The organism is Bacillus sp. JNUCC-21 (assembly GCF_041222765.1).
Classification (GTDB): domain Bacteria; phylum Bacillota; class Bacilli; order Bacillales; family Bacillaceae; genus Bacillus; species Bacillus velezensis.
This window is the reverse complement of the sequence record NZ_CP166019.1, coordinates 1,230,004-1,249,615: the sequence shown is the minus strand read 5'-3', so window position 1 is coordinate 1,249,615 and position 19,612 is coordinate 1,230,004. Positions and strand designations below refer to the sequence as shown.

16 protein-coding genes are annotated in these 19,612 nt (G+C 36.5%); all 16 read right to left on the bottom strand.

Annotated features, from left to right (window positions below):
* Positions 1 to 16: 16 nt before the first annotated feature.
* Entirely contained in the window at positions 17 to 2,902 is a 2,886-nt protein-coding gene (locus JNUCC21_RS06585; RefSeq protein WP_072589001.1) for a type 2 lanthipeptide synthetase LanM family protein, read from the bottom strand.
* A gap of 86 nt (positions 2,903 to 2,988) precedes the next feature.
* Positions 2,989 to 3,165 carry a class II lanthipeptide, LchA2/BrtA2 family gene (locus JNUCC21_RS06580; RefSeq protein ID WP_017417596.1) on the bottom strand — a complete coding sequence of 59 codons (177 nt, stop codon included), beginning with the start codon at positions 3,163 to 3,165 and terminating at the stop codon, positions 2,989 to 2,991.
* 36 nt (positions 3,166 to 3,201) lie between these two features.
* Positions 3,202 to 3,378: a class II lanthipeptide, LchA2/BrtA2 family gene (locus JNUCC21_RS06575; RefSeq protein ID WP_017417595.1), complete on the bottom strand. Its 177-nt coding sequence runs from the start codon at positions 3,376 to 3,378 to the stop codon at positions 3,202 to 3,204.
* 207 nt (positions 3,379 to 3,585) lie between these two features.
* Complete coding sequence (locus tag JNUCC21_RS06570; RefSeq protein WP_072589000.1) at positions 3,586 to 5,733, bottom strand: peptidase domain-containing ABC transporter; 2,148 nt, start codon at positions 5,731 to 5,733, stop codon at positions 3,586 to 3,588.
* Complete coding sequence (locus tag JNUCC21_RS06565; RefSeq protein WP_072588999.1) at positions 5,723 to 8,905, bottom strand: type 2 lanthipeptide synthetase LanM family protein; 3,183 nt, start codon at positions 8,903 to 8,905, stop codon at positions 5,723 to 5,725. The genes JNUCC21_RS06570 and JNUCC21_RS06565 overlap by 11 nt, the downstream gene beginning before the upstream one ends.
* Before the next feature lie 86 nt (positions 8,906 to 8,991).
* Complete coding sequence (locus JNUCC21_RS06560; RefSeq protein ID WP_003154891.1) at positions 8,992 to 9,174, bottom strand: plantaricin C family lantibiotic; 183 nt, start codon at positions 9,172 to 9,174, stop codon at positions 8,992 to 8,994.
* A 192-nt stretch (positions 9,175 to 9,366) separates the two neighbouring features.
* Positions 9,367 to 10,032, bottom strand: coding sequence for a response regulator transcription factor (locus tag JNUCC21_RS06555; protein WP_072588998.1), 666 nt, complete (start codon positions 10,030 to 10,032; stop codon positions 9,367 to 9,369).
* A gap of 11 nt (positions 10,033 to 10,043) precedes the next feature.
* Positions 10,044 to 11,294, bottom strand: coding sequence for an ATP-binding protein (locus JNUCC21_RS06550; protein WP_326245907.1), 1,251 nt, complete (start codon positions 11,292 to 11,294; stop codon positions 10,044 to 10,046).
* Between the two features lie 65 nt (positions 11,295 to 11,359).
* Positions 11,360 to 11,551 (bottom strand): hypothetical protein, encoded by a 192-nt coding sequence (locus JNUCC21_RS06545; protein WP_003154894.1) that lies wholly within the window; start codon positions 11,549 to 11,551, stop codon positions 11,360 to 11,362.
* Positions 11,552 to 11,568: 17 nt separating this feature from the next.
* Positions 11,569 to 12,300: an ABC transporter permease gene (locus tag JNUCC21_RS06540; protein ID WP_072588996.1), complete on the bottom strand. Its 732-nt coding sequence runs from the start codon at positions 12,298 to 12,300 to the stop codon at positions 11,569 to 11,571.
* Positions 12,281 to 13,216, bottom strand: a complete 936-nt coding sequence (locus tag JNUCC21_RS06535) for an ABC transporter ATP-binding protein (RefSeq protein WP_072588995.1) — start codon at positions 13,214 to 13,216, stop codon at positions 12,281 to 12,283. Before JNUCC21_RS06535 ends, JNUCC21_RS06540 begins: the two co-directional genes overlap by 20 nt.
* A gap of 119 nt (positions 13,217 to 13,335) precedes the next feature.
* The gene (locus JNUCC21_RS06530; protein ID WP_025284598.1) at positions 13,336 to 14,694 is read right to left on the bottom strand and encodes a HAMP domain-containing sensor histidine kinase; all 1,359 of its coding nucleotides are present in this window, start codon (positions 14,692 to 14,694) and stop codon (positions 13,336 to 13,338) included.
* A complete protein-coding gene (locus tag JNUCC21_RS06525; RefSeq protein WP_015417275.1) occupies positions 14,691 to 15,362 on the bottom strand; it encodes a response regulator transcription factor in 672 nt (223 codons plus the stop codon). The genes JNUCC21_RS06530 and JNUCC21_RS06525 overlap by 4 nt, the downstream gene beginning before the upstream one ends.
* A gap of 183 nt (positions 15,363 to 15,545) precedes the next feature.
* On the bottom strand, positions 15,546 to 17,039 hold the full coding sequence (locus JNUCC21_RS06520; RefSeq protein WP_072588994.1) for a UxaA family hydrolase: 1,494 nt from the start codon (positions 17,037 to 17,039) through the stop codon (positions 15,546 to 15,548).
* Positions 17,036 to 18,481 carry a tagaturonate reductase gene (locus JNUCC21_RS06515; protein WP_369878688.1) on the bottom strand — a complete coding sequence of 482 codons (1,446 nt, stop codon included), beginning with the start codon at positions 18,479 to 18,481 and terminating at the stop codon, positions 17,036 to 17,038. Before JNUCC21_RS06515 ends, JNUCC21_RS06520 begins: the two co-directional genes overlap by 4 nt.
* Before the next feature lie 75 nt (positions 18,482 to 18,556).
* Positions 18,557 to 19,555, bottom strand: a complete 999-nt coding sequence (locus JNUCC21_RS06510) for a LacI family DNA-binding transcriptional regulator (RefSeq protein ID WP_369878687.1) — start codon at positions 19,553 to 19,555, stop codon at positions 18,557 to 18,559.
* Positions 19,556 to 19,612: the final 57 nt, after the last annotated feature.

Genomic DNA, 19,612 nt, shown 5'->3' with positions numbered 1-19,612 from the left:
CATTTGGGAAATCCCCTTAATCCAAAGCCAGCGGGGTGGGAATTTCTTTATCAATTAATCTCAAGAGTGCAAATAATTGTCCGGTTTTCCCTAACATCATACCAAGTCCCGAATGATCATTTCTTATTCCATTTTGCCAGCCATTTTTCAATAGGGTTTCTTTAAAATGGTTAACCCATATATTAATTGTATTCTCAATCTCTTGCTTGCGATTTTTAAAGAGAGATAAATCCTTAATAGCGTGAAGTACATCTATATTCCCCATCGTTCCATGGCATAATGAGTAGCCCTGACGGTGGGAATTTCCATTCAGCAATGTGTCATCTAAAGACTCATTAATATACCCGACGTGAATACGCCCGTCTACATTTTCATATATCCTGCTTCTTCCAAGAAGAATACCGCAAGACCCATGACACCACATTGCGGAAGAATAATCCGACTCATTTTTTCTGTTATCTCTCCATTTATTTATTTTAATATCAAAAAATCTATCTTCGTATTTGAGAGCTGATTCAATCAGTCTGAGTACTTCTTCAGATGCCTCAATATGCGCATAATATTCAGATAGTGCATAACAAATCCCAGTAATACCGTGAGAAAAACCTGCTAAAACAATATTCTTATCCGCGTCAGATTTCCAAAATGCTTCATTTCTATTTTGAATCGCTCTTTTGCAAATTTCTTTACAAACTGCCCTTGCCGTATCTTCCATTAATTCAGTCCGATAATACTTGCCAAGCTGAATCACAACCTTTAATATACCTGCGAGTCCGCCTATAAAATCAGTATGTGTTATTTGCGCGGTTTCCTGACGAAGTTTCTCTAAGTATGCTTTACACATACTATTCACTTCATTTTCCGAAAAAAGTCCGGTATCTCTCATTTTATTGACAAAATAGATATAAGAACTTGACCCGTAAAAAGCGGAGAAATTTGTTTTATAAATGCTGTGCTCATATATTTGATTAATTGAATTTACTATTTTACAAAGAATCGGCTTGACTTTTTCATCATTATAAATAAAATCATAAGCTGAAAAATAATGCCCTACTCCAGCTAACCCATCGTACAGCCCAAAACTCAGCGGGCCTACGGATAAAGTGCCATTGGGAGCCGAGACTATTGATACCCATTGAAGATATTTCTCCGATTCGATTGCTTGTTTTAATATACAATCTGTTTCTATTTGAATCAGCTCTTTGATTTGTATGTCATTTTTAAAATATCCAGGTGCAAAATCATCAATTTGATTTTTGCAAATGATATCCAAATTAGCCGCTGTAGAGCTTAAGGCCATATTTATTAAGCTCACTTGCTGGTGCATGTCTTCTTCTGACATATTCTCTAAGCGAGTTAAAACTTCTTGTTTAGCGCTTTGTTTCATAATTCCTGTATCCGCCACGTATATTGAATTTGAATAAACCCTTTTTTCACTAATAGGAGCATTAAAATAGGGTATATCACCGATCATCATATCATTGATCTCAAATGGACTGATAGAATCAAATACATCATATTTTGTATAAGCATCCTTAATAAAAGATAAAACCCTTATCCTTTCTCCATAATCTTTTAAATACATAGGATGGAGGAGGGTTTCAAGAAATGAAGCGTAAACATATGTAGGTCTGACAATAATTCTAATGGGGGCATAATTTAAATCGCTTATAAGGTTCCGTATATATAAATCTTCTTTCAAAATAAAGTATATTCTTTTGAAACCTTCAATAAACTCTCTTTCAAATTCAAAGCATTCTGCTACATTATTTTTGTAAACAGGAAGGTTCCTTCCCCTTTTAAAGAGATATTGTTTCTTTCTCATAGAAATTTTATCTGTTTTTATATGAAGCACTTCTTCTTTTTCACCTTTTTGATTTTCTGTATTTATCAAGCCTCCTATATTAGTCAAACCGTTATCTTCCGGAAAACTCATATAGTTAAAAAGTGCAGATTTTAATATTGTTTTATTTACCTGTGCTGATGCCATTAAATTAACATTTTCCTTGTTCTCCTCAGAAAAAAAGAGGCTGCTTTGAAACAGAGTCTCAAGATCAACCAACACCGGTTTATCACGACATGCTATGATATTTTCAAAATGAAAATCTGACCCTTGAAAAGCATAAATAAATCCTAAATGCATTCCAAATTGGTAATAATAATTTCTTACCTGTTCAATATTATCGCACGGTTCAGCCTGTATATACTCTTGCCACCCGTACTCACCTTGATCCAAGGATAAAGGTGTTTTTAAATTAGTTTGATAATACTGATTGACATAATCAATGACCTTTTCATAAAAAACATCAATTTCCAGTGAACGGGGTTTATAAACGAGTTTGTTATTTTCAAATTCAATAATAACAACACTTTTACCGCCATTATGAACATCCCCTGCATTCATATTAATCTTTCTCATTTTTCCGAACGAAAGATTGAATTTTTGTTGGATGTTTTTATAGTCATTAATCCAATGTTTAATGATAGATATAGTGAAGCGTATAAAATCAGAAGTGGATCTGGAGATTAAATCTTGCAATACAGGATAATTATTGAGTATTTCTTCAACAAATGCGGAGTTTTTCAGCCTTTCTGAGAATATATCATAATTTTTAGATTCATTTTTTTCATCAAACTCGTCAAAAGTTTGATGAAACTCATGGATAAGTGTTTTCCCCGCCAAATAGTATATTTTTTTCTTATAATTAATTAATATCGATTCAACAAGACATCCCTTATCCAGCAGACTTTCGGATGGTATTCTATCTATTTCTTTAACAATCTGAGCTTTAAAAATACTTATATAATACTGCGCAAAACCTTCGAAATAATCCTCTTCTTTAAAAATATTTAACATAGAGTTTTCATAAACATAGTTATCCGAATTCTGTGTTTTGTTCACATTTATCACTTCCTTATATATTCTTGACTGTCTTTGACAAAAGAAAAAGAATATGTACGCATATACATATTCTTTTTCGGATATGTTTAGTCGTTACATGGACTGACAATGGACGCACACTTTGTCGTCGGACAGCCTGCTAAAGAGATTGGTATTGTGATGGTTGTCGGCGTTACGGTCATCGGGGTTGCATCTGATCCCCCTGCAAGGTTTTTTAATTCTTCTTCAGTCATTGGAGTCAGTGCTTGAAAATCTTTTTTCATGTTAATTCCTCCTATTGTTTGAGTTTTTTATAAATTTCAGTCGTTACATGGACTGACAATAGACGCACATTTAGTTGTAGGACAGCCTGCTAAAGAGATTGGTATTGTGATAGTTGTCGGTGTTACGGTCATTGGAGTTGCTTCCGATCCCCCCGCCAATTCTTTTAATTCTTCCTCAGTCATTAGTTCCAATGCTAAAAATTCTTTTTTCATTAAAAATCCCCCCGATTTGTTTTTTATACTTGCCTTTGCGGACATGCGCAGCCTACTGTGATAGTTGGACAAATATGATTTGTGATTGGATATGTTGTTATTGATACTGAGTTTTGCCCTCCAACAAGCTCTTTTAATTCTTGTTCTGATGTTTCATACAACGCGCTGAAGTTCTTTTTCATATTTCATATCTCACCTCCTTTCAAGTTAATAAGTCTGCTGCAGCTGCGATTCATATTTGGCCTTAATGGTCTTTAAGTTTCCATTTTCAATCTCGTAGACAGATTCGGAAAATTCGAGCCATTCGGTTCTATGAGTAATAGAAATTACAGTGATATCCTTTTTGTAAATGTTATTTAATATTTTTAATTCTGTATCCTTATCCAAATTGCTTGTTCCTTCATCTATAAAAAGAATTTGCGGATTTTTCGCTAATACTCTGGCTATTGAAATTCTCTGCCGCTGTCCACCTGATAAAGTAATACCGTTTTCTCCAATCATGGTATGATAACCCATGGGCATTTTTATAATATCCTCATGAATACATGCTTCTTTTGCAGCTTGTACAACTTCTTCCATTGTTATTTTTTCATTGAAATATTTTATGTTATTTATAATAGTGTCATTAAACAGATTGACATCTTGAACAATATAACCTAACGTTTCTCTCAGCTTAACCATATTAACGTCCTCTATTTTGAATTCACCGTAGCAAATTTCTCCTGCTGTTTTTTGATAAAGGCCGGCAATGATTTTAATCAAAGTAGACTTTCCGCTTCCGGTTTTTCCGATTAATGTGATTTTTTCTTTCGGCCGGATCATTAAATTTATATTATTCAAAATATAATCGTTTCCGTTGTAGCTGAAATCAATATTTTTCAAGCTGATATTATGAGCGGCCGGGTTAAATAGTTCATTGCTTTTATCATTGACTTCCTCATCTTTTTCATCCAGTACAGCCTCAACCCTGTCTACCATTTCTTCAACTAATTTAATAGACTCTAAACTGCCGATAATTGATCCCAACGGAGACATAAACCGTCCGGCAATGTTAGAAAAGGCAATTACCGCGCCTAGCGTAAGGCCTATAGATGCTGCTGACCAGGTACCCACAATTAAAATAAGTAATGGCAAAGATAGATTGATTGCATTGGAGACCGCACCCAGTAAGGATGAATAATTCATTCTTTTTGAGAAATAATCTAGTTGATGATTAAAGTTATAATTTAATTGGCTTTCAATATTCCTTGTCTCTCCTATTGTTTTTATAAATGTCATGGATCTTAAAATTTCAATTAGCTGGCTCTGAAAATTTGATTGACTATTTACTTCCTGTTTTGTGAACATTTCAATTTTCGGAAGTAAAATTTTAGTGCTCATCACCTGTATACCTGCTCCCAATAAAACTATAAAAGCTAAAATCGGGGAATAAACAAACATGACTATGAAAAATACAAATATAAGACTGATATCTAATATCAAAGTAGACGCTAACCTGGAAATGACTTCACGAATCACAGCAATGTTATGGATTCTAGTTGAAATATCCCCAGCGGTATTCGCCTCAAAAAACTTTAATGGAAGACTGAATATTTTATGAATTATTTTATCAGTCATACTCTTATTAATTTTTAATTGCAGTTTGATAATAAATTTCATTCTGATTAAGGACAGACTAAAGAATAATACAATTGAAACAATAACAATCATAAAAAGCATTGGTATGGGAAGACTTTTCTCATTCCCGTCAATAAATGAATCAATAATATATTGAGTAAAAAAAGGGGTCATTAAGTTTAATGCTTGAAAAATAAAAGTGAAACTTATAATAAACCCCAATATTTTTTTATCTTTCAAAAGATATTTTCCGATCTTTCTAAATGAAGACACATCTTTTAATGACGAAGCAGACTTATCCTTTCTCTCTCGTTCGTTCTTTCTGATTAACATAATAGAAATGCCATTATAGAAGGTTTTGAACTCTTCTAATGTGATTGTCAGTCTGCCGGACGAAGGGTCTATAATTTTAACGCTATCTGTGCCAAATGCGTCGACAACTACAAAATGATTATGATTCCAATGAACAATTAGCGGATGGTTTTTATTTAACTCTTTAAGCTGCGTTATATTGTCTGTGCTGAATGCTTTAAATTCATAATCGAATGTTTCAGAAATCTTTTTCATTTCAATTAAATCAGTGCCGTCTCTTCCGATAATTTCTTTATTTAATTTTAATTTGTTAGGATTGATTTTTATTCCCTCTGCCCTGCTCAAAACCATGGCTAAACAAGTAATACCGCAATCAAATTGATTTCTTTGAAGAATAACCGGAAGTTTTCTTTTTCTAATTTTCATAAAAGTCTCCTAATGTATCCACACATCCTATTTCAAGATTAAGAATATTCGGCAATTTCACGTCTGCTGCATACAGCATTCCATATACGATTCCCGCCAAACCAAGCATTAAATTAGGCGTTTCAACATCCCTTCCCACTCCGCATTGGTAGAAACCTATATTTTTGTCTTGTACACTCTCCAAAATCAAGTTTTTTCCGATATTTACAAATTGACTTTCGCCAGTCTTTTTTCCATATTCGATCAGTATTAAAGCATTTCCCATGTCTCCGTGACAAAGGCTTTGCTCTCGGCCAAAACCGTCATAAAAAACGTTAGAAACGGTTTTATTCAGATCTTTTTTGGCCTCTTCGGCAATATCTGGGTGCTTTGAATCTTTCAATTCTAATCTGCTTAATAGAATTCCGGGGGATCCATGGCACCATGCAGATGTTGCAGCTTCATTTACCGGTTTTCTTAGATCCAGCCAGTTACCGTTTACTTTTTTTGAATTTTCAAAAGCAAGTCCTTTTCGAATGTACATACTTATATCTTGATGTTTTGAATGTTTCTCGAGTAATTGAAGGGCATATATCATTCCAGCGTTTCCATGAGAAAAACCCGTTAAAGGCTTATTTGCAATACCTTCCCAAGTGACAAGATTCCCATCAAGAAAGGTCGCTTGTTTCATTAAGAATGAACCGCATTGTTCAGCCAATGATAAAAAGAATGTATCATTCTCTATTTCAAACGAACGTATCATTACAATAAGAGCCCCCGCTGAGCCCCCGATTATATCCAATTCTTTATCATAAGGAAGCAAAGACGGAATAAGCTGAGCGATTTGTTTTGCATCCTGTTTATATTTTTCGCGTTTAGTATACATATAGAAATTCATTAAAGTATATACTATTGAAGACACTCCGGAAAAAGCACCTACAGACATAGTGCTGTCTTCGTCCGGTTTCATCTCAATATCAATAAAACGAGAGATGACATCTTTCATAATTTTTTCGGCTATGTCCAGATATTTTTCTTTTTTCGTGACACGCCATAAAGCCAAGTAGGTAAAAGCCATCCCGGAAAGCCCGTCGTAAAAGGTATCACCCATAACAGACAAGTTCCATTGAATTTCATCGACTCCAATAGGAGTAGCGTTAAGCCAGGAATACGAACTTCCTTTATCTGTGTGTGCTTTGTAAGATTGATTATAAATATAAGCGGCCAATTCCTCTGCTTTTTCTATTAAGATACTTTCTTGGTTACTACTGAAAACATTTACATATTGTCCTGGTTCTTTTGTTATAAATTCTTTCAAAACAATTTGCCGGTCATCCTCCGAAGCAAGCATGGACAGTTCGATAACATAGAGCTGAAACTTTAAATCGTCTTTTGATAAATTTAAAATTCTTTCTTTTACACTTTGAGCTGGTGTTTTCGGAAAGTAATTTTCAATTTTCTTATTTTTTGAGCTTAGTAAGTCTTTCTCATTCAATTTCACTTTGAAATAAGGTATATCATTATTGATTAAATCGTTGAACTCATATTTAACAATGGATTGATATTCATCTTCTGGCTTTGGTCTCTCCCATATTTTTGATAAGAAAATTTCTCTATCAATAGAGTTGTGTAAAAATCTAGGATGAAAACTTAATTCTAATAAAGCAGAATACTTTATTGTCGGTTTTGATATAAACCGAACATATATCTTATTTTCGCTCTTTTCTATTATGCGGATCAGTTCCGAAGCATGTTTTAATATAGTCATATATGCTTTTGAAAAACCTTGCTTCAGTTCTTCGACATAATCTTTTGCATATACAAATTTATTCTCAAGCATAGGGTGATTATTAGCTGTATCAATTTCGACATAGTCTCGTTTGACCGACATTTCTGCTGTCTTTAAATTGATAAGCTGAGGAACTTTAATGATCGACTTTGCTTTCCCTTTCCGGCCTATTCCGCTGATGTCGGCTTTGCCCCCAAAGAAGAAAGGAAGCAGTCCTAATGCTCTGACAGATTCATGAAGCTGCGTTTCAGCTTTTTCATAAGCGTCCATCCCATCCTTTTTTTTCTGGTATGCAGGATGAAATAAGGATTCCAAATCAATGAGAACTGGATAGCTCCCGTTGGCAATGAGATTTTCCGAATGAAAATCAACGGCTTTCAATGCATATAACAAACCGATTTGAGCTCCTGTACGCTGATAAAAGTTTTGAATATCTTTTAGACAATTGCAAGCTTTAAAAGATATAAATTCAGTCCATCCATATCCGTCTCTGCTAAGCACATTCGGAGTACTCAATTTTATATCATGATCTCTAATTTTCTCATTCAAAAATTCAATTATCTTTTTATATAATAGATCAATTTCTAAACTTCTCGGCTTATAAATAAGCTTGCCTTCATTTAATGTTATTTTAGTAACCTTTCTACCATCAGAATGAGAATCACCCATTCCTACTTCAATGTCCCTTAATTTGACTTGTTCTGAAAAACCAAATAAAGAGAGCAGTTCAGGCTGGTCCTTTTCAAAACGCGAGATAAATTCCAATATGAATTTTTTAAATTTTCTCAGTTCGTTTCCGATCACTCTTAATAAGACTGGATATTGTTGAAAAAAGCTTTTAAGATACTCCGGACTGCACAAAAGAGTTTTATTATAATAACCATATTTTTCTTTAGGAGTCTCCCCTGCCAAAAAACCTTTTTCCCGATTCATATTCATATCCAATACAAGTGTTCTATAGGATACTTTTAAAATAATTTTTTCTAATTGATTTGAAATACTATGATGAAAAAGAGCCGGTTGTTCCAGCAGATAGTCATAAGAAGGAAACTTTGATTTTTTAAGTAGATCATTGAAGTAAGAGGACACTTTTAACGCAAAAACGTGAAACATGATTTCTTCATTTACGTCTTCTTTTTTAATAGCTTGGTGAGCGATCCCTTTTTTTAGGTTTTCGAAAACATGAACTGTAAAAGCGGATTTATGTAGGGGGGTTTGATATAAGTTTTTCACTTTATCAATTGATTGAATGGATAACACATTATGAATGCTTTCCTGGGCCATTTGAATATCATTCTTATAGATTAATTCTAAGTTTTGATCAAACAGATTCTCATTTTCATCAAATTGAGAGACAGCAGCTTTTTTTTCTTTACTTAATAGAATATTAGTTAGCGAATTCATTTAATATTCATCTCCTTTTAAAAAAGAGGGAGACAGCTGGATCTCCCAGAGCATTGGAAATCTATTTTCTTATTTTCGGATTTGTTTTAACACCAGCAAGTGTGAGTAGGACAAAGACCGCATTCCCAAGTTAACGTACAAAGCTTACCATCATTTCCTTGAGAAATCCCCCGCTGTTCTGCGCCTCCTCCTCCGCTGAATTCACTTAAAGAAATTTCCTCGAGTTCTTCTCTTAAATCACCGGCAAAACGATACATTTTCTCATTCATTACTATTCCCCCTTTAAGTTTTTGAAATATATTGGATTTGAATCCATATATTTCTATAAATCTATGATAAACGATCTTTTACCTATAAGGCACCGAAAAGTCATATTCGGAAAAGCGCTTTTTTTTTGCGCGTTTCCGAAGTATCGGTTACAAAGAAAATCGGGATTAACTGTTCCGTTAATCCCGATTCATTTACTCATATATAGTTTTCATAGAAATTAATGAATATCGATTTGCTTTGATCAGTGCCTCTGTTCTGGATTTTACACCGAGTTTGTTGTACACACCAGTAAGTATGTATTCAACCGCTCTTTGACTGATCAACAGCTTTGCTGATAATTCCCGGTTTGTCATTCCCTCCGCTACGCCCGCTAAGATATCTTGTTCTCTTTCATTTAAAGTAATATCTCTTATTCTATCTTCAAGCTTATCAATGTTGAACGTATTTGCTTCTGTTCTTCTTAATTGTTTAAAGAGATGAGTAGGAATAATGGTATCTCCCTCAATGACACTTTCAATTACTTTTATCATATGCTCTTCTGTTGAAGACTTACTTATGAACCCGGAAACACCAACTTCAACCAAAAGATTGAAATGCGCAGAGATATCAAAACCAGTATAAATTATAATTTTTTGATCGGGACTCTCTCTAAGAATCATTTTTGACAATTCCATTCCATTTAACTCCGGCATATATAAATCAAGTAAAAGTAAGTCATACTCGTAATGCTTAAGGTGATTAAGTACTTCTTTACAGCAAGACAATATTGTTACTCCCATTTTATTGCTTTTTTCAAGAATGGCTTTTGTCCCTTGAGCAACACCAATATGATCATCAATTAATAGAATCTTTATCATGTCAGCGCTCCCTATTCATTTTTCGTACTTATTTCAAACCTTAACAGCAATCCTTCATTTACGCCTGAAGATATATTATGAATTCCATTCATACAATTTATACGCTCTTTGATCCCTGTCAGCCCAAAACTGTTTGTTTTTGAATTTACTTTATTCCAATCAATGCCGATTCCATTATCTTCGTAAACAAACATAAGACTTGTTTGTTTTTGAATCATCGTCAAAACAATATAACTGGCTTTTGAGTGTTTTACAGCATTAGTAAGCAATTCTTGAACAATCCGGTAAATGTTTATTGTGATATCTTCTGTAAAAATAGAATCATCTTTTACATCTACAAAGAATTCAATATCAAGCTGATAGTTGCTTTTATGTTTATCAATCAGGACTTGAATGCTTCGCAGAAGTCCCATCTCCATTAAAAAAGGTGGTCTTAAATCAAAACATTTTTCTCTTATATACTGGATATTGCCCAGCAAAATTTCTCTTATGTAATAAATATCCTTGTATTTCTCAACATGATACTCTAATTCTCTGCATACAAATATCAGCTCTTGAATGATAGAGTCATGAATATCCTGTGCAAGCTTGGTTCTCTCTATTTCTGAAATAGAAAATAAAACCTTAGAAAGTACAGCCGACTTACATTTATGTTGATTGTCTATGATAATTTCATCAATTTTTTTTTGAATTAATAATTTGTTCTGAAGTGCAGATGCTGTGCAGAATGCCAGCATTCGCAGCCAATCTGCTTCGTTTTCACGAATCTTTATAGGGTGTCCTTTATGTGATAAATGAATAAAAACAAATGTATCACACTTCTCCCCGATAAACAGAATTGATCCGCTGGCAGTTTCACGTATTTCTCCTATCTTAAAATTTGAAATGTTTATGTTAGGAACCTGAATGTGATTTCCTTTCAATTTTAATGTTTTTTTGTCATAGTTTATAAGAGCAATCTGCTTTCCTGAAAACACACTTTGTATTTCATTGGTTAGTTCTTTTATCAATTGATCTGCATTGGATCCCTCTTGGCATAATTCTGAAAAACGGAACAGGCTGCGAAGATATGTCTTATTTCTGTCATCATTGGTAAAGCATAAACAACTACTGCCGAATATACTTAGAACAAAAAATAGACTATACTGTTTAAACTGTAATTGGCTGTCTGTTATAAGCAAAAGCATAAATAACAATAATAAGGAGAAAACAAAAGCCCTTGCAAACTGCTCCATATTAAGCTTCACCCAATTATCTTTCATTTGTAACCAAGCCCCTTACTAAGGAAAATAAGGGAATCCCTTTGAATCCCCTTAAAATGAAAAAGTTACTTTACACTTATTAAAATATAAACAGCAAAGGCAACAATGTATACCAGAAATGATCCAGTCATAAATTTTACAGGTTTTCTTGAAAAGTTTAGTACTCCTCTTAATCCGTCATTCAAAATCATTCCGAAAAAGGTAACCAGTGTAACTCCTAAAGCGAGCATTGAAATCACAAAAATAACTTGCTCCATGTATACTCATCCTCCATTTACATTCTGTTTTTTTTCGAATATACGTATAATCCTGATAAGGACACCAAAACATACAGTCCCATGATCAGTAATCCCCAAACTAAAAGAATTGAATCGGAATATCCCATATCACTTTCAAAAATTTGAATACTGAAACGATAAATAAAAGAAAAAGGAAAGACTATTGAGACATCACTTGCTAACAGTATCGTCATTATTAAAAAGGAAGCTACACCGGTTATCATGACAACCACTATATTTTTACTTAAGAAAGCAATTAAAGCTGCAATCGGAATGGTTAGCAGGCTCAAAGTAGTAGAAGTAAAAGATGTCGCTATTAATCTTAATAAGTCGCTTGCTGAGACATCTTCCCGAAAAAAGAAAAACAAGGTGGATAAGTGAATAATATGATTAACAGCTGAAATTAAAAACAAAAATAGAAAAGCTGCAGCTAGCTTTGATAATATCAATTTGAATTTATGATACGGATATGACATCCAATTCAGCATTGTCCTGTTTTTAAATTCTAAATAAAAATAAAAACCTGAAAAAATAAAAATAACAGTTGGAAAAAGGATCGAATACTGATTAAAAACAAACATATAAAATTTGTTCCAATCTGTATTTTCGTTCATAGCCAAAAGACCGATTCCGTTTATGAGAAATGGCAAAAAGCTTAGAAAGAAAATAACATAAATTGATTTCAGTCTTTTAAGTTTTAGAAACTCGTTACGCACTAACAGACTCATGACCTTTCTCCTTTGCCAGCAGTTTTAAATAAAGATCTTCCAAAGATAGCTTAAATCCGTCAATAGATTCCTTGTTAAATCCACAAGAATTTAATTTCTCTTTCATTTCCGACGGATGAATTACTGAAATAAACTCGAATTGCTGTTTATTCCTTGAAATAACATGATCCGCAAATTTCTCAATATCCGCCCAATTAATACCCGCTTCAGCTGGAATTTTGTATAAATAAAGATGTTGCGTATTTTTCATAAAGGCTGACTCGAAAATAATCTGCCCCTTATTCATAATAAGTAATTCATCGGCCATGAGATTAATCTCACTTAAAAGGTGACTTGAGATAACGACTGTGGTTCCATTTTTCATTACTTCTTGGATCAGCATTTCACGTACTTCTTTAATACCATATGGATCTAAACCGTTCGTCGGCTCATCCAGCAAAAGCAATGCAGGAGCATGCGCAACTGCTCTGGCAATTCCCAGCCTCTGTTTCATTCCTAATGAAGTTTGCGAAAACAGTTTATCTTTATGTTCAAAAAGTCCAACCTTTCCTAAAATCTCATTTATCTCTTCATCAGAAGCTGATCTTTTTAAATAGTTAAGATGTAATTTAATATTCTCAAAAAGAGTCAAATTTTCATAAAAGCCAGGAAATTCTATAATACTTCCGATAGACTGAATCACATCATTATTTGGATTGCGATATAAGTTATTTCCCTCAAAAATCACTTCACCTGAAGTTGGAGGAAATATGCCTAAAAGAACTTTAAGCAATGTCGTTTTTCCTGCACCGTTGGGACCTAATAAACCATATATTTTTCCTTTTTCCAATGTTAAATTTATATCATGTAAAATTTCTTTCTTTTTTATAGAAACATTGATACCTTTGGATATTAAAGCTGGATCAGCCTTTCCCACTTTTCATCATTCCTTTCCGTCTTGTTCTGTTTATAATATAAACTTACGAGGTTAAAAAGAAGATATAATCAAGGTTAATTTGCGTTTAAATTTCTCAACATAAAAAATACGTGAAGCCTCTACGGCTTCACGTATTCACTGCTGTTTGGATAAATTATAAAAATCGTTCCGTTTTGATTGCTCTTTATTTTATGTTCAAGCCCCATTTGTTTAAGCATCATATTAATGATCGATAAGCCAATCCCGGCGCCTTTTCTTTCAGATTTATTATTCATTCCCGGGCCCCTATCCTCAATTATGATTACGGGTTTGTTTTCAATTAGCTTTGTCTGTACGGAAACGTATTTTCCTGAATGAGCATGGCGCAAAACATTTTGAAAAATGTTATCAAGAATTCTCTTCAACCAAGTCTCGTCTATTTCCCATACGATGTTTTCCTTCAGATCAATATCTATTGTAAAGTGCTCTTTCTCAAAAATCGGATACCAAGCTGTTAACGAAGAACGTATTATCTTTAATATGTCACAACTCTTTTTATGAAGCGGCAATTTACCTGCGGCAAGAAGAGAAAATGATGACAAATTGTCAATCAGTTCGCCCATAAACGTTATTTTATCGTTTATGATCCCTAAAGAATGCTTTCCATTTTCACTGCTTATTTCATTCTTTAATGTAAATGTATGCCCTCTTATAACCGTAAGAGGGGTCCTTAAATCATGAGATAAATCAGCAATCAAGTTTTTTCGGATTTCGCCTTCTTCGCGCTCTTTTTGTCTGCTGTTCCTTAGTTCCTCAACCATCTGGTTGAATGAATATTCCACTTGGCCCAGTTCATCCTTCTGTTTAACTGTTACAAATTCCGGTATGCCGTCATTATCTTGTTTTTTCATATGATACCCCAAAGAAATTAACCTTTTTTGTATTTTCGCAAAAAACATCCATGAATTAATCACAAAAAGTGAACAGACAAAAATCAAGGCGATAAACCATATATAGGAATACTTAGCCCTCATAACCTCCCATTGAGATCCTATAATTGAGCGCGGAGTTTCTAAAAATGCATATCCGCTGTCTTCACTCCCATTTACATAAGCACTCAGCAATAAATATTTCTTTTCGTTTTGTTCTATCATTTTAATCAATTCGCTAAGGTGAATAACCTCACCCTTTTTGGCCAACCGTTCTGAGTTAGAAAACATCACCTTTCCCTTATCATTTATCCATACAATATCAGAGTGTTTATATTGCTTCATGTGCGGGAAAGCAGACGTAATTTCCCGATTGGATTTCCCTGAAAAATCTTCCACATCAGACTTCCAATCACTTTCCAACTTGTTTGGTTCATAGTGTACTTGCCCTTGGTGATCAATCAAGTATGTTAATGTGACATAGTATAGAAAATTCACGCCTAAAAAGGCTATCGGAAAAAACAAAATTGAGGCAACGATATTAATAAGGTATTTGGTTGATAATTTCATTGTTTGATCCTGTATCCAATCCCTCTGATTGTTTCAAGAATTTCCGGCTCATTTGGATTGATCTCGATTTTTTGCCGTAAATGCCGGATATGTACCATCAACGTCTTATCCCCTTCGATATAAGGCTGTTCCCAAATATTTTCATAAATTTGTTCCTTTGTTAATATTTGATTGGGATGTCTAAGCAAAAGCAAAAAAATCCTTAACTGTTTATCAGTTAAAAATATTTCCTCATGACTTTGATGATTTAAAATTCTTTTTTCTTTCAAGTGAACACTTAAGTGTTTTAGCTTCAATTCATGAATGGCAGTCTTGTCAAATCTTCTTAATAATACTTCGATTCGAGCAGCCAGTTCATCGGGATGAAAGGGCTTTGTCACGTAATCATCCGCAAATCCTAAGCCTTTCAGCTTATCTTCCAGACCCGTTCTGGCTGTTAAAAGCAAGAGCGGGATCTGCGGATGTGTTTTTTTCATCCTTTGACCGATTGTAAATCCGTCTAAACCGGGCATCATTATATCAAGCACGATCAGATCAGCCTTTTCTATATATGTTTCGTAATTATAGGAAGAAGTGAGCCATATAATCATATAGCCCCGATCTTCTAAATCACCTTTTACAAATTGGCCAATTTCTTGGTCATCTTCAATGTATAAAATGTTATTCATTAGGACCCCCTCTGAAATATGTGACTGAAAATCAATCTTCCATAATAATTATATATATTATAAAAATCTCCTTTATGTAAGGCACCATTCCATTATTATAACTTATAGATATTCACAATTCATCAAGGGGCAAAACGATAAGTCAACTCGAAAAGGCGGTCTGTTGTCAGATCGCCTTTCCCCTTATAACGTCACACCGGACTTAAAGATTGCAAGCTCCCGAAAATCGTTTTTTTCGTTATTGACGAATTCTCCGCTTGCAACTTTAATAATGTATTGAATAAAATCTCTTACAATGTGATCTTCTGTTGTTTGGTCTTCCGCCAATCTGCCCGCGTTGTAATCAATCCAATGAGGCTTTGATTGAGATAAATCGGTATTTGTTGATACTTTCACAGTCGGGACAAATGTGCCGAACGGCGTGCCTCTTCCGGTTGTAAACAAAACGATGTGACAGCCCGCCGCGGCGAGCGCTGAAGAAGCGATTAAATCATTGCCGGGCGCACTGAGCAGTGTCAATCCCTTTGTCTTCAGTGTTTCACCGTATGTCAGCACATCAGAAACCGGTGCAAGACCGGCTTTTTGGGTGCAGCCGAGCGACTTGTCTTCGAGCGTTGAAATGCCGCCTTCCTTATTCCCTGGTGACGGGTTTTCATAAATCGGCTGCTCGTGCTTCATAAAATATTGCTTGAAATCATTGATCAATCGGACTGTTTTATGAAACACTTCTTCACTCGCCGCACGCTGCATGAGAATCGTCTCAGCGCCGAACATCTCAGGCACCTCCGTTAAGACCGTGCTCCCTCCCTGTGCAATCAAGTAATCTGAAAATCTCCCTAATAAAGGGTTTGCGGTGATGCCGGAAAAACCGTCCGACCCGCCGCATTTCAATCCGATGCTCAATTCTGACAGCGGAATCTCCTCACGTTTATCTCCCTTTGCCGCAAGGTGTATCTCTTTAAGAAGCGCAGTACCCGCTTCAATTTCATCTGTGACAGCTTGTGATTCGAGAAATTTCACCCGATCTCCATTCACTTCAGAAAGCGTTTCCCTAATCGCCGCAAGCTCATTATTTTCACAGCCGAGCCCTAAAACCAGCACACCGCCAGCATTTGGATGACGGATGGCGTTCATCAGCATTTGTTTCGTATTCTCATGATCATCGCCAAGCTGGGAGCAGCCGTATTGGTGCTTTAAAACCAGCACATTGTCAAAGGGCGCAATGTCTTTCGACTCTTTTACGAAGCGCTGCAGGATTTTCTCAGCGACGCCGTTTACGCAGCCGACTGTAGGCACGATCCACAGTTCATTCCGGACGCCGGATGTACCATTTTCTCTTCTGTAGCCTTTAAATGTCCGGTTCTCATTTGTAAAAGGATTGTCCTCGAAGCGCGGTGAATACGTGTATTCTTGCACATCGGATAAATTCGTTTGCAGATTATGGGTATGAATATGCTCGCCGGCCGAAATCCGCCTTGTCGCACGCCCGATTGAAAAACCGTATTTAATGATGCTGCCGTTTTCTTCAATGGTTTGCAGCGCGATTTTATGCCCCCGCTTTACAGGGTCCTTCACTTCAATCGTCAGTCCGTCTGTATGCAGCCGCTCCCCTTTGTTAAAATGGCGCATGGCGAGAAGCACGTTATCGTTTTTATGGATTTTTATGACCTCTTTCATTTCACTTCCCCCTTTTTTCCGCAGCATTCATGTAACGCATGCTTCATACCCCGCTTATGAATGACAGACAGAAAAAAAGCCGTTCGTTCGGTAAGCCCCGGAAGATGATTCAGATTCTTCCCCCACAATCGCTCTTCTCCTAATATGGCAGATGCCGCTTGAAACATATCATCTTTGCAACGGGAACGCGCCATTTGAAAACGGTTAAGAACCTCCTCGCCGTCTGCCGGTTTGTTCGGTCCGTTCCAGTATGAATAGATCATGGCGCTGAACGAAAATACCAGCTTCTCAGGTAGCCGGCCCTCCTGTTCGATATAAGCCTTCAGCGTCGGCAGGTTTCTTGTTTTGAATTTCGCGGCGGCGTTAAGGGTAATGCTTTGCAGATAATGGTGGATATAAGGGTTTTTAAACCGCTGTAACACATCTGCCGCGTATTGGGTGACACCCTCCATTTGCAGCACAGGGAGGATTTCTTCATTGATCAGCTCTTCGATGAATCTGCCCGTCACCTCGTGCTCAGCCGCTTCCCGGACGGTTTGCAGTCCGTATAGTAAAGCCACTGGCGCCAATGCCGTGTGAGCGCCGTTTAAGATTCTCACCTTTTTTGTCCTATAAGGCGTAAGGTCAGACGTGATCAGTGCGTTCAGCCCGGCCTCAGCAAAAGGAAGCTCATTCTGAAGCTGTTCCGGCCCTTCTATCACCCACAAATAATAATGCTCACCAACCACAAGCAGACGGTCTTCGTATCCGAGAAAATCGGTAAGTTCTTCCGCGGTATCAACAGGAAATCCGGGAACAATCCGATCCACGAGGGTATTGCAGAAGATGTTCGCGTCATGAATCCATTGAGTAAAATCAGGTTCCAGCTCCCACAGCCCGGCATATTGAAGCACGGCCGCCTTCAGTTTCCGTCCGTTTTCTTCGACCAGTTCACATGGAAGCACAATGCACCCTTTCTCGGCGTCACCCGCAAATGCCTTATAGCGGAAATAAAGGAACGCCGCTAATTTCCCGGGGAATGTTTTTTGAGGTCTATCCTCAAGCCGGTCGCCTTTCTCAAACGTAATTCCCGCTTCCGTCGTATTGGAAATGATAAAACGAAGCTCCTCTTGTGCTGCCAGCCGTTTAAAGGAATCATAGTCAGAAAAAAGATCAATGCCGCGGCTGATGGATTTGACGATCATGTGTTCTTCAGCCGGTTTTCCATCCTTTATCCCCTGCAAAAAAAGCGTAAATAAACCGTCCTGCTCGTTTAAACGTTTGATTTTCTCAGAGCCTCTCGGCTGTACGGCGACAACGCTTCCGTTAAAATCCGTCAATTGATTCAATTGATCGATCTGCCAGTCAGCGAAAGCCCGCAAAAAGTTGCCTTCGCCGAACTGAAGGACTTTTTCAGGATATTGAATGTATTCGCCGCACATCTTTTTATTCAGCTGCTGCAAGCTGTCCGCCTCCTTCTGTATTTATGCACACGTTAACATTTCACCGTGCGAAAACCCGGATAATCAGACGGGCCGTTATGTGAGTTTTTTAATTGAATCTCTTATCATCACCTCGGTGTTTTCGTATATTTTTTCCGCCGCCGTATCCGGGTCGGCGATTAGCGCCAAAATCTTCTCTGCGCCAAGTATGCTGATGTTTTCAACCGGGCGTTTTACTGTCGAAAGCCTCGGCGTCATGTATTGGGAAATGCCGATGTCATCAAACCCGATAACAGATATATCTTCCGGAACGCTCAGGCCTTTGGCGAAAATGGCATTCATCGCCCCGATCGCCATATCATCGTTTGAACAAAAAACAGCCGTAGGAGGTGATTGAAGCGCCAAGAGTTTTTCCATCGCCTGACTGCCGCTTTCCATATCATAGCGGCCTTTTACACTGTATTCATGCTTAATCGGGATAGAATGATCAATTAAAGATGTCAAATAGCCTTCTTTCCGCTGAGAAGTTGACCTGAATCCTTCCTTTCCCTCAATGATCGCGATATCTCTGTGTCCGTTTGCGATCAGGCAGTCGACCGCCTGTCTGGAGCCTTCTTTATCGTTTGACAGGATATTCGTGATGCTCCGGTCATCAATGTCCCGGTTCAGCACAACAAGCGGGATGTTTTTCTCGCGGATATAATAAATAAATGAATTATCACTGTCGCTTTGGCTCATTAAAATGATTCCGTCATATCTCATGGGCGTAATGGTTTCAAAGCTTTTCAGGTCGTCAATCGCGCGGACGAACAAATTGTATTCCTCACTGATTGTGCGGTTTACACCTTTGATGGTATCGGAAAAAAAGCTGTGTGAGGTTCCGTTTGTGATGCTTGTAAAAAACAGTCCGATCGTATGGGACTTTTGCATGGCAAGGCTTTTTGCATTTACATTCGGTGTGTAATTCAGCTGTGAAGCGAGCTCTAATATTTTCTGTTTTGTATGCTCTTTAATGTAGGGGCTGCCGTTAAGTGCCCGGGATACGGTTGTGTGGGATACGTTGGCGAGTTTTGCGATATCTTTTATGGTTACCATCGTTTTTCCTTTCTTTCTGTATGCTGGCATTTATTTCTATTGTACCATTAACGGACA

Bases quoted from the DNA above. Each gene is read 5' to 3' on its own strand.
- JNUCC21_RS06580 (WP_017417596.1), bottom strand. From the start codon at position 3,165: ATGAAAAAAGATTTTCAAGCACTGACTCCAATGACTGAAGAAGAATTA.
- JNUCC21_RS06575 (WP_017417595.1), bottom strand. From the start codon at position 3,378: ATGAAAAAAGAATTTTTAGCATTGGAACTAATGACTGAGGAAGAATTA.
- JNUCC21_RS06570 (WP_072589000.1), bottom strand. From the start codon at position 5,733: ATGAAAATTAGAAAAAGAAAACTTCCGGTTATTCTTCAAAGAAATCAA.
- JNUCC21_RS06565 (WP_072588999.1), bottom strand. From the start codon at position 8,905: ATGAATTCGCTAACTAATATTCTATTAAGTAAAGAAAAAAAAGCTGCT.
- JNUCC21_RS06560 (WP_003154891.1), bottom strand. From the start codon at position 9,174: ATGAATGAGAAAATGTATCGTTTTGCCGGTGATTTAAGAGAAGAACTC.
- JNUCC21_RS06555 (WP_072588998.1), bottom strand. From the start codon at position 10,032: ATGATAAAGATTCTATTAATTGATGATCATATTGGTGTTGCTCAAGGG.
- JNUCC21_RS06550 (WP_326245907.1), bottom strand. From the start codon at position 11,294: ATGAAAGATAATTGGGTGAAGCTTAATATGGAGCAGTTTGCAAGGGCT.
- JNUCC21_RS06545 (WP_003154894.1), bottom strand. From the start codon at position 11,551: ATGGAGCAAGTTATTTTTGTGATTTCAATGCTCGCTTTAGGAGTTACA.
- JNUCC21_RS06540 (WP_072588996.1), bottom strand. From the start codon at position 12,300: ATGAGTCTGTTAGTGCGTAACGAGTTTCTAAAACTTAAAAGACTGAAA.
- JNUCC21_RS06530 (WP_025284598.1), bottom strand. From the start codon at position 14,694: ATGAAATTATCAACCAAATACCTTATTAATATCGTTGCCTCAATTTTG.
- JNUCC21_RS06525 (WP_015417275.1), bottom strand. From the start codon at position 15,362: ATGAATAACATTTTATACATTGAAGATGACCAAGAAATTGGCCAATTT.
- JNUCC21_RS06520 (WP_072588994.1), bottom strand. From the start codon at position 17,039: ATGAAAGAGGTCATAAAAATCCATAAAAACGATAACGTGCTTCTCGCC.
- JNUCC21_RS06510 (WP_369878687.1), bottom strand. From the start codon at position 19,555: ATGGTAACCATAAAAGATATCGCAAAACTCGCCAACGTATCCCACACA.